The sequence below is a fragment of the Planococcus faecalis genome, assembly GCF_002009235.1.
Taxonomy (GTDB): Bacteria; Bacillota; Bacilli; order Bacillales_A; family Planococcaceae; genus Planococcus; species Planococcus kocurii.
Map to the genome: position 1 here is coordinate 1,341,180 of NZ_CP019401.1, position 15,886 is coordinate 1,357,065.

Below are 15,886 nucleotides of genomic sequence, written 5' to 3' on the forward strand. Positions count from 1 at the left end.
AAATCAGACTACCTTCATAAACACTTAACATGTCTCACGACTTTTCAGGACTGACAGTAGGGCCATGTCGTGGTAAGGTAAAAAGAGTAAATGGACTGCAGGAGGGCTACTATGAAGAAAATTGGAGTTTTGACAAGCGGGGGAGATTCACCTGGCATGAACGCTGCTATTAGAGCAGTTGTTCGAAAAGGAATTTTTCATGGCATTGAAGTGGCTGGCGTTTATTCCGGATACCAGGGATTAATCGAGGGCACTATTAAAACGCTAGAAGCAGGGGACGTCGGTGACATCATCCAGCGTGGAGGAACGAAGTTATTCTCAGCACGTTGCGAAGAATTCCGTACAGAAGCTGGCCAATTAAAAGCAATTGAACAAATAAAAAAAGCCGGTCTTGAAGGACTGGTTGTTATCGGTGGAGACGGTTCGTACCAAGGAGCGATGGCTCTGACCAAAAGAGGTTTTCCATGTGTCGGTGTTCCGGGAACTATTGATAACGATATTCCAGGAACCGACTACACAATCGGTTTTGATACGGCGTTGAATACAGTTATCGAAGCAATCGATAAAATTCGTGACACGGCAACGAGCCATGAACGAACGTTTATTGTCGAAGTGATGGGCCGTGATGCAGGTGACTTGGCATTGTGGGCCGGGCTTGCGGGTGGAGCAGAAACTATTCTGATTCCTGAAGAAAGCTACAATATTGATGACATGATCGACCGTTTACAAAAAGGCCGTAATCGTGGCAAGCGTCACAGTATTATTATTGTGGCCGAAGGGGTTATGAATGGTAACGAATTAAAAGCTCTTATTAAAGAAAAAGCAGATATTGAAACACGGGTTTCAGTACTGGGTCATATTCAACGCGGTGGATCACCAACTGCGCGAGATCGTGTTTTAGGAAGTTTGTTCGGTGCACGGGCAGTGGAAGTTCTTCTTGAAGGCGCCGGAGGCAGGGCTATTGGCATGAAGAATCACCAAGTGGTAGACTATGATATGACAGAAGCATTTACTGCAGAGCATAATGCTGATATGAGTTTGTATACATTATCTAAAGAATTAGCAATTTAAAATAGTAAATGGAGTGAGTTTATTGAGAAAAACGAAAATTGTATGTACGATCGGACCTGCAAGTGAATCACCTGAACTACTAGAACGCTTAATCGAAGCGGGAATGAACGTAGCTCGTTTGAACTTTTCGCACGGTAATCACGAAGAACACGCTTTACGTATTAAACGAATTCGCGAAGCAGCTGATAAAGCTGGTAAAATTGTTGGGATTTTGTTGGACACAAAAGGTCCTGAGATTCGTACACATCAGATGGAGAACGATTCGATTGAACTCGTAACAGGTCAGAAAATCGAAGTTTCTATGACTGAAGTGTTGGGGACTGCTGAGCGATTTTCAATTACTTACGACCAATTAATCGAAGATGTTAAGGCAGGATCAATCATTCTTTTGGATGATGGCTTGATCGAATTGCGTGTTGAAAGTCTCGATATGGAAAACGGCATTATCCATACATCAGTTCAAAATGCTGGAACATTGAAAAGTAAAAAAGGTGTTAACGTTCCAGGCGTTTCAGTTCAATTGCCTGGTATTACTGAAAAAGATGCACAAGATATCTTATTTGGCATTGAACAAAACGTTGATTTTGTTGCGGCTTCATTTGTTAGAAGAAGTTCAGATGTGATGGAAATCCGTGGCTTGCTTGAAAAAAACAACGGCTCGCATATACAAATTATTCCGAAAATCGAAAACCAAGAAGGTGTCGATAATATTGATGAAATCATTATGGTTTCCGATGGCTTGATGGTGGCACGTGGAGATTTAGGCGTAGAAATTCCAGCAGAAGAAGTTCCGCTAGTTCAAAAATCATTGATCGAAAAATGCAATAGTGCAGGTAAACCAGTTATTACCGCTACGCAAATGTTAGATTCTATGCAGCGTAATCCGCGCCCGACACGCGCAGAAGCAAGTGACGTTGCTAACGCAATTTTTGATGGCACAGACGCTATTATGTTGTCAGGTGAAACGGCCGCGGGTATTTATCCTGTCGAATCAGTCGAAACGATGCACCGCATTGCCGAAACGACAGAATCTGCGTTAAATTATAAGCAAATTGTTTCAAATAGAAGAAAAGAAAAAGAGTCGAATATGACAGAAGCGATTGGTCAAGCTGTAGCTTATACGGCTTTGAACTTGAAGGTTCGTGCCATTATTGCCCCAACGGAAAGTGGCACAACGGCGAAAATGATTTCTAAATATCGCCCGGGAGCACCAATCATCGCAGTAACATCTTCAGAACGTCCAGCGCGCAAACTATCTTTAGTATGGGGCGTACAACCAATTATTGGTGCGTCAGTCCATTCGACAGATGAATTGCTCGAAAATGCGGTTGACGAAAGCTTAAAGCATGGCTATGTGAAACACGGTGACCTTGTCGTTATCACAGCAGGTGTCCCTGTAGGACAAGCGGGCACAACTAACTTAATGAAAGTTCATGTAATTGGCGATATTCTGGCTAAAGGTCAAGGAATTGGCAAGACAGTTGCTTTTGCAGAAACTGTAGTTGTTAGAAATGCAGAAGAAGCACTAGCAATCGATACAGAAGGTAAAATCATCGTAACAATCGGAACAGATCGTGACATGATGCCAGCCATCAACAAATGTGCAGGGATTATCACGGAAGAAGGCGGATTAACGAGTCATGCAGCAGTAGTCGGTTTGAGTCTTGGAATTCCGGTTATCGTGGGTGTTAGAGAAGCAACTACTCTAATTAAAACAAATTACGATATTACAATGGACGCAGAATCAGGCATCGTCTATCACGGCCATGCAAGTGTTCTGTAAAATTCCACAAGGAGGCTGGTCAAAATGATGAAATGGATTTTCTTGGCCTTAATTATTGTACCGTCTCTCGAATTGGCTTTGTTAATCTGGGCAGGAGGCAAGCTTGGCTTTTTCGTTACACTGGCAATTATTGTGGCAACGGGCTTGTTAGGGGCTTTCCTAGCTAAAAAACAAGGTTTAAAAGCATTAAAAGATATTCAAGCAGGAATGAATAGTTTCGAAGCTCCTGGTGATCAATTGTTGAATGCGGCATTCATTTTAGTTGGCGGAGTTTTGCTGCTGACGCCTGGGTTTATCTCTGATGCAGTGGGATTTACACTGCTTTTTAGCCCTACTCAAAAAATGTATAAGCCATTCATTTACCGAATGATTCACAAAAAGATGAAAAACACCCGGGTTATCGTAAGATAATGCCGGGTATTTCCATCGTTTCAGAGAGGAAATTTAATTTCTATAAGCGTTTCCATTCACAAATTCTACAAAGTTGATTATAATAGCTTAGTAAGGTCAAAAAACAGAAGTTCATAAACGCAGATGAGACATCATTCTGCATTTTTTTTTGGGAATGGTGAATTAGATTAGAGAAGGAGCGATTTAAATGACATCGTCAAAAGGTTTAGAAGGTGTAGTAGCAACACAATCGGCCATTAGCTCGATTATTGATGACACACTTACATACGTCGGCTACGATATCGATGATTTAGCCGTTAACGCAAGTTTTGAAGAAGTGATTTACTTGTTATGGCACCAGCGCCTGCCAAAAGCAGACGAATTGGTGGAACTCAAGCAACAATTAGCGGACAACATGGCCGTTCCACAAGCCGTGTTGGATCATTTTAAAACCTACGATATCAAACACGTTCACCCGATGGCTGCACTACGTACGGCAGTTTCGATGCTTGGCTTGTTCGATGAAGAAGCAGAAGTGATGGAGCCTGAAGCCAACTACCGCAAAGCCATTAAAATCCAAGCGAAGATTTCAACGTTGGTAACAGCTTTCGGTCGCATCCGCAATGGTCAAGAACCTGTTGCACCGAAAACAGACTTGAGTTTTGCGGCAAACTTCTTGTACATGTTGTCTGGTGAATTGCCAGAAGCGATTGAAGAAGAAGCGTTTAACAAAGCATTAGTTTTACATGCAGATCACGAATTGAACGCGTCAACGTTTACGGCACGTGTGGCAGTCGCAACGTTGTCGGATGTGTATTCTGGTGTCACTGCGGCAATTGGCGCGTTAAAAGGCCCTCTTCACGGCGGTGCGAACGAGCAAGTGATGAAGATGTTAACGGAAATCGGCTCGGTCGATAACGTGGAAACAGTCATCAACGAAAAACTAGCCAACAAAGAAAAAATTATGGGCTTTGGTCACCGGGTTTACCGCAAAGGCGATCCACGTGCGAAGCACTTACGCGACATGTCACAGAAATTGACCAAAATTCGCGGCGAAGAAAAATGGTACGACATGTCGGTGAAAATCGATGAAATCGTTACCGGTCAGAAAAACTTGCCACCGAACGTTGATTTTTACTCGGCATCGGTTTACCATAGTTTGAACATCGAACACGATTTGTTCACACCGATTTTTGCCGTGTCACGTACATCGGGTTGGTTGGCACACATTTTGGAGCAATACTCAAACAACCGCTTGATCCGCCCACGTGCAGAATACATTGGACCGGGCATGCAAACGTATGTGCCAGTTGAAGAACGATAAGAAATTTTTATCTATATTGTAAGATAAAAAAATACAACTTATAGGGCTAGCACTCTGTGCAGCCCTATGACTTTGACTACAGGAGGAAATTTAACATGACTAACGGCGAAAAAATCTCAGTAGAAAACGGTGTTTTGAACGTACCTAACAATGCGGTAATTCCTTATATTATTGGTGATGGAACAGGACCAGACATCTGGCATGCAGCATCACGTGTTTTAGAACAAGCAGTTACAAAAGCATATAACGGCGAAAAATCAATTGTTTGGAAAGAAGTTCTTGCTGGACAAAAAGCATTTGACCAAACAGGCGAATGGCTTCCAGAAGAAACTCTTGACGTAATCCGCGAATACCTAATCGCGATCAAAGGACCTTTGACTACGCCAATCGGTGGCGGTATCCGTTCATTGAACGTGGCACTTCGCCAAGAATTGGATCTTTACACATGCTTACGTCCAGTTCGTTATTTCGAAGGTGTACCTTCACCAGTTAAACGCCCAGAAGATACTGACATGGTTATTTTCCGTGAAAACACTGAAGATATCTATGCTGGTATTGAATACGCTAACGGTACGGATGAAGTGAAAAAATTGATTGCATTCCTACAAGACGAAATGGGCGTTAAAAACATCCGTTTCCCGGAATCCTCAGGTATTGGTATTAAACCAATCTCAGAAGAAGGAACAAAACGTTTAGTTCGTGCTGCAATCAACTACGCAATTACTGAAGGCCGCGAATCATTGACACTTGTTCATAAAGGGAACATCATGAAGTTTACTGAAGGAGCTTTCAAAAACTGGGGCTATGAAGTGGCTGAACAAGAATTCGGCGATAAAGTATTTACATGGAACGAATACGATGCAATTAAAGACGAAAAAGGGACAGACGCTGCGAACAAAGCACAAGAAGAAGCACTTGCTTCAGGTAAAATTCTTGTTAAAGATTCAATCGCTGATATCTTCTTGCAACAAATCCTTACACGTCCAAGCGAGTTCGATGTTGTTGCAACAATGAACTTAAACGGAGATTACGTTTCTGATGCTTTGGCTGCTCAAGTAGGCGGAATTGGTATTGCTCCTGGAGCAAACATCAACTACGATACTGGACATGCGATTTTTGAAGCAACTCACGGAACAGCTCCTAAATATGCTGGTCTTGATAAAGTAAACCCTTCATCTGTAATCCTTTCAGGCGTATTAATGCTTGAGCATTTAGGATGGACTGAAGCTGCTAAAATGATCACAAACTCTATGGAGAAAACAATTGCTTCTAAAGTTGTAACTTACGACTTTGCACGTCTAATGGACGGCGCTACAGAAGTGAAATGCTCTGAGTTTGCTGATGAATTAATCAAAAACTTATAAGCCTATAATCAAAAGAGAGGGAATCCCTCTCTTTTTTTTATGCCCATTATTATTAGGTTTTGATGAGATGTGTTATGTTAGAACTGAAGTGTCCCGGCAATGTAGGCGACAAAAGAGAAGAGTGAATTTTAGGGGTACTCAAGGAGAGACAACAAGAAAACTAATTTTGTAAAAGGAGAGATATTTCATGACATTCAAGCGCACAAAAATTTCAGTAATTGGTTCTGGATTTACCGGAGCTACTGCAGCGTTCTTACTAGCCCAAAAGGAATTAGGCGATGTGGTGTTAGTCGATATTCCACCAATGGAAGACCCAGCAAAAGGCAAGGCTTTGGATATGGCTGAAGCAGGTCCTGTTCTTGGTTTTGACGCGCGCATCAAAGGTACTTCTAATTACGAAGACACAAAAGACTCTGATTTAGTCATTATCACGGCAGGAATTGCACGTAAGCCTGGGATGAGCCGCGATGATTTGGTTCAAACCAATCAAAAAGTAATGAAAGCTGTAACAGCAGATATTGTGAAATACTCTCCGGAAACGACAATTATTGTTTTAACTAATCCAGTTGATGCCATGACTTACACGGTTTTTCAGGCATCTGGTTTACCAAAAGAACGCGTGATTGGACAATCAGGGGTATTAGACTCTGCTCGTTTTAGAACGTTTGTTGCTGAGGAACTCGATGTATCGGTTAAAGATATTACAGGATTTGTGCTAGGTGGACACGGCGATGACATGGTGCCACTGGTTCGCTATTCTTATGCAGGCGGTATCCCATTAGAAACGTTGATTTCTAAAGAACGCTTGGATGAAATTGTTGCACGTACACGTAAAGGTGGAGCAGAAATTGTCAATCTCTTGGGAAATGGCTCAGCTTATTATGCCCCTGCAGCTTCACTAGTAGAGATGGCTGAAGCGATTATTAAAGACCAGCGTCGCATTCTACCGACCATTGCTTATTTGGAAGGTGAGTACGGAATGGATGGAATTTATCTAGGGGTGCCGACCATTTTAGGTGCAGCAGGTATTGAGAAAATCATCGAAATCGATTTAAATGAAGAAGAAAAAGCTTTGTTAAATCAATCAGCAGATTCAGTGAAAGCTGTTATGAAGGTATTAACATGATGTAATAGATGATGGGTAGGGAGAATTCCCTGCTCATTTATTATTTTCTTGAACAAGCTATTCATAAACGTTACTCTTCCTGTCTCTTTCGTCGCTTGCGCTTTCATTGACTAAATTGATACTATAGAGATATTAAGAAAATGGAGGGATGTTGTTTGTTGCTTGGGAAAAAGCGGAAATTAGGCCGGCGAGTAGAAGATATCAAGATTGGTGAGAACTTAAAGCTGACAGAGAAAATTGAAGACAAAGATCTTCTCTTGTATTTGGGTTTGACAAATGACAGCAACCCGCTATATATCCAACATGATTTCGCTTTACAGACTAGTTTTGAAAAACCTGTCGTACCGAATATTATGTTGACGGGTATTCTTACTTCTGCGGTATCAAAATACATACCGGGTCCTGGCTCTTATATTGTCAGTCAACAGTTGGAATTCTTAAAACCTGTTTATCATTACGCAACGATCGATTTTAACTTGGAAGTTGTCGAAGTGGATATCGAGCATAATAAGGTAGTTGTTCGGGTTGAAGGAATCAATGAAGACGGTGAAATTGTAGTGGCAGGACAACTTGCTGCGAACCCGCCGCGAATAGTGGAATAACGGACGGCTCATGCAACGAATTATGTTTAATGCGGTTTGAGATGGGGGTTTCAAACTGAGTGTGGAGGATGTAAAATGCTGAAAAAAATATTAATCATTGAAGACGAACATTCAATTGCGACATTGCTTTCTTATAATTTGGTTCAAGCGGGTTTTGAGACGATTATTGCCAATGATGGCAAACAAGGATTTGACTTGGCACTTAGCGAAAGTCCATCATTAATTGTGCTGGATTTAATGTTGCCATCAATGGACGGTGTCGAAGTGTGTAAATCCTTGCGTCAACAAAAAATTAATACACCGATAATTATGTTGACGGCTAAAGGCGATGAGTTTGACAAAGTTCTTGGCCTGGAGCTAGGGGCGGATGATTATATGACCAAACCGTTTAGCCCAAGAGAAGTTGTAGCACGCATTAAGGCAGTACTGAGAAGAGCCAGTAACGTTCCCACTGCACAGCAAGATTCTTCGGTAGCTATTTCACTCGGTGAATTAGCTGTTTATCCTGATCGTTTTGAAGTTTTTCTTAGTAAAAAACAATTGGAATTTACTCCAAAAGAGTTTGAACTGCTTGTGTATTTGATGGAAAACAAAAATCGGGTTTTAACACGTGATCAGTTGCTTAGCGCTGTCTGGAAATATGATTTCGCAGGAGATACACGCATTGTGGATGTTCATATTAGCCATTTGCGCGATAAAATAGAAGAAAACAGCAGAAAACCTACGTTTATTAAAACAATTCGGGGACTGGGCTATAAGTTCGAGGAGCCAAAAAACATATGAAATCGTTTCGTCGTCGTCTACTAGGCACTTTGCTCGTATGGATTGGCATGATGTTGGCTGGTTTGTTTATTGTCGTACTCCAACTACTGCCGATTTATGAAGGTGCTGAGAACAAGTCCGATATTTGGCTAGTTTTGTTTTTGACATTTTTGAGCGCGTTGCTACTGTCAGCCATAGTTGGTAACCGCGTGATTAATGTAAACATTAAACCGGTTGAAAATGCGACTGAGACTGCTTTGGAATTAGCCAAAGGCAATTATCTTGCGCGCGCAACGGAATCCAATGCCCAAGAAAGTGTCGAATTGAGTAGGACGATTAATGTTCTGGCCCGCAATCTTCAAGAAATTACAGCTGTGCGCGTCATGGAACAAGAACGACTAAAAACGTTAATTGAGAACATGGGAAGCGCACTGATCATGATTGATAGACAAGGTGCCGTTTCGCTTGTCAATAAGCCTTTTTTAGATGAATTCAACTTAAAACCTGAGGCGATATTGGGGAAGTTTTATAAGGAAATACAAGTTCCTAATGTGGTGGAAAATTTTATCGAAAATGTGTTTATGACGGAAACGCATTCACGTGCTCAGATTGAATTTGTATTGAGGTCAAAACAGAGGAATTTAAACGTCTATGGAGCACCGGTTATTGGGGAGCACGAACGTTGGTTAGGAATTGTTATCGTATTCCAAGATATTACGGAGTTGAAAAGATTGGAGCAAATTCGTAAAGACTTTGTTGCCAACGTTTCTCATGAACTTCGTACGCCTGTCACATCTATTAAAGGATTCTCAGAAACACTGCTGGACGGGGCCTACAAAGATACAGATACTTTATTGTCATTTTTAGACATTGTTCATACTGAGAGCAACCGATTGGAAATGTTGATTAATGATCTGCTTGATTTGTCGAACGTAGAACAAAGTGGATTTGAAGTAAATGCGCAACCGACTGATATGAAAGCCGTCATTAAAAGAGCAATCGAAATGATTCAGCCTAAAATTAATGAAAAATCCATTCAATTACAATTAGAAGTTCAGCCAGTAATAGTACTAGGTGATCCAAATCGCTTAATCCAAGTGATGATGAACCTTTTAATTAATGCTGTTACATACTCTAGTAATTATACTGAAATAACCATTCGGCTTTTTACGAAAGAAGATCAAGCCGTTATTCAAGTGGCAGACCAAGGAATCGGAATCGAGAGTTCTGAAATCAGTCGATTGTTTGAGCGTTTTTACCGTGTCGACCGAGCACGCAGTCGAAATTCAGGAGGTACCGGACTCGGGCTGTCTATTGTTAAACATTTAATCGAGGCACATCATGGGCAAGTGGAAGTTGATAGCACAGTAGGTGTCGGAACTACATTTACCATTTGCCTGCCCTTAGCTAGCTAATTTAGGAGGAACGTATGGAAACTAAACACCCATTTTTACCGATTATTATCGGTACAGACATGAACGCTTATAATATGGCTATCTCATTTCACGAGGCATATGGCATTAAGCCCATTTTAGTCGGCAAAGAACATTTATCGTTTACTTCACTAAGTTCGATTACGGAAACGATTGAAATACGTTCAGGTTTAGCGGATGATTCTCAGTTTGCTAACATTCTGATCGAAGTTGCACGTAAGTATAGAGCACCTGGTAAAACACTTTTACTCATTGGTACTAACGATCTTTATGTGCGCTTAATTATTGAAAATGCTAAAATTTTGCGAGAGCATTATGTTTTCAATTACATCAATGAAGAGTTGATGAACCAACTGCAAGTGAAGGCTAATTTCTATGAGCTTTGCAAAGTGCATGGTATTGACACACCGACAACGTTCTTTTATAGCTGCAATTCGAACAAGCCGTTTGAAGAAGAAATGATGTTCCCAGTTATTATTAAACCAAGCAACGGTATCGAATACAGCAGAAACAAGTTTGAAGGCCAGCAGAAAGTGTATAAAGTTGAAAGCCCAAAAGAAATGCACAACGTCATCCAGCAAATTAAAACGGGTGGTTACCGCGACGAATTGATCATCCAGGACTATATTCCAGGAGACGATACATTTATGTGGGATTCGGTTATTTACGCTAATTCGAAAGGCAAAACACAACTCGTTACTTTTGCGCAAGTAGTGTTACAAGAACATACTGTTACGGCAATTGGAAACTACACCGCATTGATCACACGCTTTGATAAAGACGTGATGGTCAAGCTGCAAAATTTCCTTGAAGCAGTCGGCTATAACGGGTTTGCAAATTTCGATTTAAAATACGATTCGCGCGATAATACATTTAAAGTATTTGAGGTGAACATTCGTCAAGGACGTTCTAGCTATTACGTCACAGCACTTGGGCATAATATGGCTGAGTATTTTGTGGATGATTTGATCTATCATACTGAAAAGTCTATAACGTATTTAAATGAAGATTTCCTGTTCACAGTCGTACCAAAAGCAGTCTTGCGCAATTTTGTCGCGAATAAAGCAGTGCTAAAAGACATTAAGCGCTTGATTAAAAAAGGACAATACGGGAATCCGTTATTTTATAAACAAGATAAGCATCTAAAACGAAAAATTTATTTATTGGCACGCCAAGTGAATTACTATAAAAAGTATAAAAACAATCAATGGTAAATTTACAGAAGCTTAACACTGGCTTCATACTTGGATGGTAAGGTTTACTAGAACCCCCTTCAACCGCATAATTTGAAAAAGAGTCCTTCCCCCGGACTCTTTTTCTGTTTTTCTGAAACTATTTCACTATTATTCCGTATAGTCAGTAACAAGAAAAAAGGAGGGGCCATCATGACAACTAAAAAACTACTAGCGGTGATTGGTTTATCAATTACGGGAATTCTTCTGCTGATTGCGATTTTTACTTCTTGGTACACGGTAGATGAATCCGAACAAGCAATCATTATTACATTCGGTGTAGCCAATGAAACGAATACTGAAGCTGGCTTACATTTTAAAATGCCATGGCCAATTCAAAAAGCAGAAATTCTTTCAAAAGAAACTTACAGCTTGAAATTCGGCTACAACCAAAACGACGAAGGTGAAATTGTGGCATTCGACAAAGAAACTAAGATGATTACAGGAGATGAAAACATCGTTCTTACGGACTTGATTGTTCAGTGGAAAATCACGGATCCTAAGAAATATCTATTTAATGCAGAAGCTCCTCAAGATATTTTGCATGATGCAACATCTGCATCTATCCGTTCAATTATCGGCAACTCGCTGATTGATGACGCACTAACATCTGGAAAAGCGGAAATTGAATCGGACACACGCGATCTGCTTGCTTCTTTAATTGAGAAGTACGATATCGGCATAACTGTGTTAGCTGTCAAACTCCAAGATGTAGAACTACCGAACGAAGAAGTGCGCGCGGCATTTACGAATGTAACAGATGCTAGAGAAACGATGAACACGAAAATCAACGAAGCCAAAAAATACGAAAACCAAAAACGTAACGAAGCCTTAGGAGAAAAAGCTGCGATTAATTCACGTGCAGAAGGTCAAAAAGTAACGCGTATTCAACAAGCAACAGGAGACGTTGCATTATTTGATAAATTGTATAAAGAATACGAAAACAATCCAGAAGTTACAAAGCAACGGATTATTATGGAAACCTTAGAAACAGTCTTGCCAAACGCCAAATTGTATATTATGAACGATGAAGGTGGAACGATGAAATACCTGCCACTTGAAGGATTGCAGACAACTATCCCACCGGTTGCGGAAACTGAAGAAGGGAGTGGCGACTAATGGAACCAAACAAACCTTTAGGAGAAGTGAAAAAATTCAACCCTTATGATAGGCCAAAAAAGAAAAAAGAACCGAGAGATCCGGTTGACTTTAAAAAATACTGGAAATTGATTGTCGGTTTAGTTGTAGCATTTGTTCTCTTGTTAATGGTCTTAACGAATGTGTATATTGTAAAAGAAAATGAATACCGAGTTGTTCGTCAATTTGGTGAAGTGGTGAAAATTCAAGAAGAGCCAGGCATCCGCATGAAAATACCCTTTATTCAAAGCGTTACGACTTTGCCGAACTATCAAATGACTTACGATGTTTCAGAAGCAGAAATTAATACGAAAGACAAAAAACGAATCATCATCGATAATTATGCAGTTTGGCATGTTGTCAATCCATTTGACTTGATTTCAAATGCGGGGACAATCGTCAACGCTGAATCCCGAATGGAAGAATTTATTTACTCGGTAGTTCGTACAGAACTGGGCCAGTTGGATTACGATGAAATCATTAATGATGAAAACTCTTCTAGGGGCAGTGTGAACGATGCTGTCACGGCGAAAGTGAATGAATTGCTAAACAAGGATCAATATGGCATTCAAGTGATGGATGTTCGGATAAAACGAACAGATTTACCTGAAGAAAATGAGCAGTCTGTTTATACGCGGATGATTTCAGAACGTGAGTCCACGGCTCAAGAATACTTATCTCAGGGAGATGCGAAAAAACGTGAAATGGAAGCACAAGCTGACCGACAGGCACAAGAAGTAATTGCTACAGCGCGTAAAGAAGCCGCATTAATCCAAGCAGAAGGCGAATCCGCAGCTGCTAAAATTTATAACGAATCGTTCTCAAAAGATCCGGAATTCTATGAGCTTTATCGCTCACTAGAATCTTATAAGAAAACAATTGGTGATGATACCGTCATCGTTTTACCATCTGATTCACCTTACGCAGAAATCTTATCCGGTAATTTCGAATAAGGCTAGAGCCGTCATTTCTCTTCTATTTGCCCGCGTGGTAAAATAGAGGGAATGATGGCTTTTTTTATGGAGAGGGGTAATTTTGTGGCAAAGAAAATACTTTTATTAGATGGCAATAGCTTGGCATATCGCGCGTTTTTCGCCTTGCCGCTATTGACCAATGAAAATGGCATTCACACGAATGCTGTATATGGATTTACGATGATGCTTCAAAAAATAATCGAAGAAGAAAAACCAACGCATATGATTGTGGCGTTTGATGCAGGGAAAACGACTTTCCGTCACAAGACATTTAGTGAGTATAAAGGCGGGAGACAAAAAACGCCGCCTGAGTTGTCGGAACAATTTCCTTATCTGAGAAAAGTGATTGATGCTTACGGCATTAAACGCTATGAATTAGACAATTACGAAGCGGACGATATTATCGGAACTTTGAGTCTTGAAGCAGAACAAGCGGGTGATGAAGTTGTGATTATTTCTGGAGATAAGGATATGACGCAATTGGCATCATCAACGACGACCGTCTTTATCACGCGAAAAGGGATCACAGATATCGAAAAGTACACAGTCGAGCATATTAAAGAAAAATACGGCCTGACACCCAATCAAATTATTGATATGAAAGGTCTGATGGGCGACGCATCGGATAATATTCCGGGTGTGCCAGGTGTTGGCGAAAAAACAGCGCTAAAATTATTAGCATCACACGGTTCAGTTGAAGGTGTTTATGAAGCAATTGACTTGCAAAAAGGCAAGATGAAAGAAAAACTAGTCGCCAATGAAGATCTTGCTTATATCAGCAAGCAACTGGCGACCATAGAACGACATGCCCCCATTGAAATTAGCATTGAAGAATTGAGTTATGCTGGACCAAATCAAGACGAATTGGTAAAAGTATGGACGGAATTGGCATTTAAATCTTTACTAGAAAAAATGGAATATACAGCAGAAGAAACAGTTAAAGAGGAATTACACTTCGAGGTACTGACTGCCATTGACCCAGCTATATTAAAAGACGAGATGGCTGTTCACCTAGAGTTATACGATGAACATTACCATAGCTGTGATTTACTTGGTGTTTCTTTAGCGACGGAGACGGAAACCTATGTAATTCCAATGACAGTTGTTGAGCAATCAGAAGAATTCAACAAGTGGTTCAAAGATCCATCGAAAAAGAAATTTATGGCAGACTCAAAAGCAGCAACTGCAGCATTTTTACGTATGGGCATTGAATTAAAAGGTGTCGATTTTGACTTGATGCTAGGTGCTTATATTGTGAATCCGTCGTTAACTTATACGGATATGGCGAGTATTGTTCAAGAGTACGGTTATAGAGACGTATCAACTAACGAACAAATCTACGGCAAAGGTGCTAAAAAGAAAGTGCCGGAAGAAACGATTCTAAACGAGCATATTGCTAGAAAAGCACGCACTATCTGGAAAGTTCGGCCATTAGTTATGAAAAAACTCGAAGAAAACGAGCAATTTGATTTATACGACAAATTAGAATTGCCACTGGCGACAGTTTTAGGTCAAATGGAGTCACTAGGCGTCAAAGTCGATCGCGATCAATTGTCCGAAATGGGCAAGGAATTGTCTCATAAGCTTGAAAAAATTGAATCGGATATACATGGGCTGGCCGGACAAGAATTTAATATCAATTCCCCTAAGCAATTAGGTGTCATCCTGTTTGAAAAACTGGGATTACCAGCTTTAAAGAAAACCAAAACCGGTTACTCAACAGCAGCAGATGTTCTAGAAAAACTAGAGGGGCAGCACGAGATCATCTCGCATATTCTTATGTATCGTCAATTGGGCAAACTATTGTCCACTTATATAGAAGGATTGCTAAAAGAAGTACACGAAGACGGCAAAGTCCACACCCGGTTCCAACAGGCTCTTACAACAACTGGTCGACTTAGTTCAACTAATCCGAACTTGCAAAATATCCCGGTGCGTCTTGAAGAAGGACGGAAAATCAGGAAAGCCTTTATTCCTTCAGAGCCGGACTGGGTAATGGTCGCAGCGGATTATTCACAAATTGAATTGCGTGTTTTGGCAGATATGTCGGAAGATGAGCGTCTCGTGCAAGCTTTTAAAGATGACCGAGATATTCATACAACAACGGCTAGCGATGTTTTTCATGTTCCTATAGAACAAGTGACAGGCGATATGCGAAGAGCTGCTAAAGCCGTTAACTTCGGAATTGTTTATGGCATTAGTGATTATGGTTTGTCTCAAAACTTAAGCATTCCACGGAAAGAAGCAGCAGATTTTATTGAACGTTATTTCACAAGTTTTCCTGGCGTCAAAAGTTATATGACAACGATTGTGGCAGACGCAAAGCGTGATGGATTTGTCACGACATTGATGAACCGGAGACGCTATTTACCGGATATTACGAGTTCTAACTTTAATTTGCGTAGCTTTGCAGAGCGTACAGCGATGAATACGCCGATTCAAGGGAGTGCAGCGGATATTATTAAAAAAGCGATGATTGATATGGATGCAGCACTCGAGCGTGAGGGGATGCAAACGCGTATGCTGTTGCAAGTACACGATGAATTAATCTTTGAAGCACCACCTGAAGAATTGGAGAAACTGATGAAATTAGTACCTGAAGTAATGGAACATGCAGTGAAACTAATTGTGCCGTTAAAAGTAGACATCGCCAATGGTGCAACTTGGTACGATACTAAATGATCGGAG

At 40.7% G+C, this 15,886-nt stretch carries 13 protein-coding genes; all 13 read left to right on the top strand.

Annotated elements, in window-relative coordinates; genetic code table 11:
- Positions 1–111: 111 nt before the first annotated feature.
- The 13 genes from pfkA (at position 112) to polA (ending at position 15,880) form a co-directional block, all read left to right on the top strand.
- Positions 112–1,071, top strand: a complete 960-nt coding sequence (gene pfkA / locus AJGP001_RS06700) for a 6-phosphofructokinase (protein ID WP_071153179.1) — start codon at positions 112–114, stop codon at positions 1,069–1,071.
- A gap of 22 nt (positions 1,072–1,093) precedes the next feature.
- Positions 1,094–2,854 carry a pyruvate kinase gene (pyk, locus tag AJGP001_RS06705; RefSeq protein ID WP_058385725.1) on the top strand — a complete coding sequence of 587 codons (1,761 nt, stop codon included), beginning with the start codon at positions 1,094–1,096 and terminating at the stop codon, positions 2,852–2,854.
- Positions 2,855–2,878: 24 nt separating this feature from the next.
- The gene (locus AJGP001_RS06710; RefSeq protein WP_058385724.1) at positions 2,879–3,265 is read left to right on the top strand and encodes an FxsA family protein; all 387 of its coding nucleotides are present in this window, start codon (positions 2,879–2,881) and stop codon (positions 3,263–3,265) included.
- A gap of 187 nt (positions 3,266–3,452) precedes the next feature.
- On the top strand, positions 3,453–4,568 hold the full coding sequence (gene citZ / locus AJGP001_RS06715; protein WP_078080301.1) for a citrate synthase: 1,116 nt from the start codon (positions 3,453–3,455) through the stop codon (positions 4,566–4,568).
- Between the two features lie 95 nt (positions 4,569–4,663).
- The gene (gene icd / locus AJGP001_RS06720; protein ID WP_071153180.1) at positions 4,664–5,932 is read left to right on the top strand and encodes an NADP-dependent isocitrate dehydrogenase; all 1,269 of its coding nucleotides are present in this window, start codon (positions 4,664–4,666) and stop codon (positions 5,930–5,932) included.
- 187 nt (positions 5,933–6,119) lie between these two features.
- Positions 6,120–7,058, top strand: coding sequence for a malate dehydrogenase (gene mdh, locus AJGP001_RS06725; RefSeq protein ID WP_071153181.1), 939 nt, complete (start codon positions 6,120–6,122; stop codon positions 7,056–7,058).
- A 155-nt stretch (positions 7,059–7,213) separates the two neighbouring features.
- Positions 7,214–7,660, top strand: a complete 447-nt coding sequence (locus AJGP001_RS06730) for a MaoC/PaaZ C-terminal domain-containing protein (RefSeq protein ID WP_071153182.1) — start codon at positions 7,214–7,216, stop codon at positions 7,658–7,660.
- A gap of 75 nt (positions 7,661–7,735) precedes the next feature.
- Entirely contained in the window at positions 7,736–8,443 is a 708-nt protein-coding gene (locus tag AJGP001_RS06735; RefSeq protein WP_071153183.1) for a response regulator transcription factor, read from the top strand.
- Positions 8,440–9,837: a two-component system histidine kinase PnpS gene (gene pnpS, locus AJGP001_RS06740; RefSeq protein ID WP_071153184.1), complete on the top strand. Its 1,398-nt coding sequence runs from the start codon at positions 8,440–8,442 to the stop codon at positions 9,835–9,837. Before AJGP001_RS06735 ends, pnpS begins: the two co-directional genes overlap by 4 nt.
- Positions 9,838–9,851: 14 nt before the next feature.
- Positions 9,852–11,069, top strand: a complete 1,218-nt coding sequence (locus AJGP001_RS06745; RefSeq protein ID WP_071153185.1) for a carboxylate--amine ligase — start codon at positions 9,852–9,854, stop codon at positions 11,067–11,069.
- Positions 11,070–11,240: 171 nt separating this feature from the next.
- Positions 11,241–12,206 carry an FtsH protease activity modulator HflK gene (gene hflK / locus AJGP001_RS06750; RefSeq protein ID WP_078080302.1) on the top strand — a complete coding sequence of 322 codons (966 nt, stop codon included), beginning with the start codon at positions 11,241–11,243 and terminating at the stop codon, positions 12,204–12,206.
- Positions 12,206–13,177 carry a protease modulator HflC gene (hflC, locus tag AJGP001_RS06755; RefSeq protein ID WP_071153186.1) on the top strand — a complete coding sequence of 324 codons (972 nt, stop codon included), beginning with the start codon at positions 12,206–12,208 and terminating at the stop codon, positions 13,175–13,177. The genes hflK and hflC overlap by 1 nt, the downstream gene beginning before the upstream one ends.
- A 66-nt stretch (positions 13,178–13,243) precedes the next feature.
- Complete coding sequence (gene polA, locus AJGP001_RS06760) at positions 13,244–15,880, top strand: DNA polymerase I (RefSeq protein ID WP_071153212.1); 2,637 nt, start codon at positions 13,244–13,246, stop codon at positions 15,878–15,880.
- Positions 15,881–15,886: the final 6 nt, after the last annotated feature.

Bases quoted from the DNA above. Each gene is read 5' to 3' on its own strand.
- AJGP001_RS06745 (WP_071153185.1), top strand. From the start codon at position 9,852: ATGGAAACTAAACACCCATTTTTACCGATTATTATCGGTACAGACATG.
- polA (WP_071153212.1), top strand. From the start codon at position 13,244: ATGGAGAGGGGTAATTTTGTGGCAAAGAAAATACTTTTATTAGATGGC.
- pfkA (WP_071153179.1), top strand. From the start codon at position 112: ATGAAGAAAATTGGAGTTTTGACAAGCGGGGGAGATTCACCTGGCATG.
- citZ (WP_078080301.1), top strand. From the start codon at position 3,453: ATGACATCGTCAAAAGGTTTAGAAGGTGTAGTAGCAACACAATCGGCC.
- AJGP001_RS06735 (WP_071153183.1), top strand. From the start codon at position 7,736: ATGCTGAAAAAAATATTAATCATTGAAGACGAACATTCAATTGCGACA.
- mdh (WP_071153181.1), top strand. From the start codon at position 6,120: ATGACATTCAAGCGCACAAAAATTTCAGTAATTGGTTCTGGATTTACC.
- AJGP001_RS06710 (WP_058385724.1), top strand. From the start codon at position 2,879: ATGATGAAATGGATTTTCTTGGCCTTAATTATTGTACCGTCTCTCGAA.
- hflC (WP_071153186.1), top strand. From the start codon at position 12,206: ATGGAACCAAACAAACCTTTAGGAGAAGTGAAAAAATTCAACCCTTAT.
- pnpS (WP_071153184.1), top strand. From the start codon at position 8,440: ATGAAATCGTTTCGTCGTCGTCTACTAGGCACTTTGCTCGTATGGATT.
- icd (WP_071153180.1), top strand. From the start codon at position 4,664: ATGACTAACGGCGAAAAAATCTCAGTAGAAAACGGTGTTTTGAACGTA.
- hflK (WP_078080302.1), top strand. From the start codon at position 11,241: ATGACAACTAAAAAACTACTAGCGGTGATTGGTTTATCAATTACGGGA.